The 558-nt window shown below is 65.4% G+C and carries 1 protein-coding gene; it reads left to right on the top strand.

Annotated features, from left to right (window positions below):
- Window positions 1-558, top strand: a 558-nt coding sequence (locus NDJ82_RS27830; RefSeq protein ID WP_250926669.1) for an AMP-binding protein, incomplete at both ends; no start/stop codon positions are given.

The raw sequence follows: 558 nt of genomic DNA, 5'->3' as shown, positions 1-558 counted from the left end.
GCTGCACTTGCTGCAAAGCCTCATTGCCGACCCGCAACAGCGGCTGGCCGACCTGGCGATGCTGGACCACGCCGAGCAGCAGCAGATCGTCAGCGCATGGAACGCCACCACCACCCACTACCCGCTCGACCACAGCGTCCAGCAATTGATCGAAGCCCAGGTGGCCGCCACCCCCGATGCGCCGGCATTGGTGTTCGACGACCATCAACTGAGCTATCGCCAGCTCAACCAGCGCGCCAACCAACTCGCCCACAAGCTGATGGAACTGGGCGTCGGCCCGGATGCACTGGTGGGCATTGCCACCGAGCGCAGCCTGGAGATGGTCATCGGCCTGCTCGCCGTGCTCAAGGCCGGCGGCGCCTATGTGCCGCTGGACCCGGAATACCCGCAAGACCGCCTGAGCTACATGATCGAAGACAGCGGTATTGGCCTGCTGCTGACCCAGCAACACCTGCTCACGCAGTTGCCGATCCCCGCCGCGCTGCCGGTGCTGGCCCTCGATCAACTGGACGTCAGCGGCTATGCCGACACCAACCCGCAAGTCGCCGTTGACGGCGA

Origin of the sequence: Pseudomonas sp. SR18, from assembly GCF_023701505.1 — a bacterium.
Taxonomy (GTDB): domain Bacteria; phylum Pseudomonadota; class Gammaproteobacteria; order Pseudomonadales; family Pseudomonadaceae; genus Aquipseudomonas; species Aquipseudomonas cyclaminis.
This window is presented reverse-complemented; position numbering and strand designations above follow the sequence as displayed.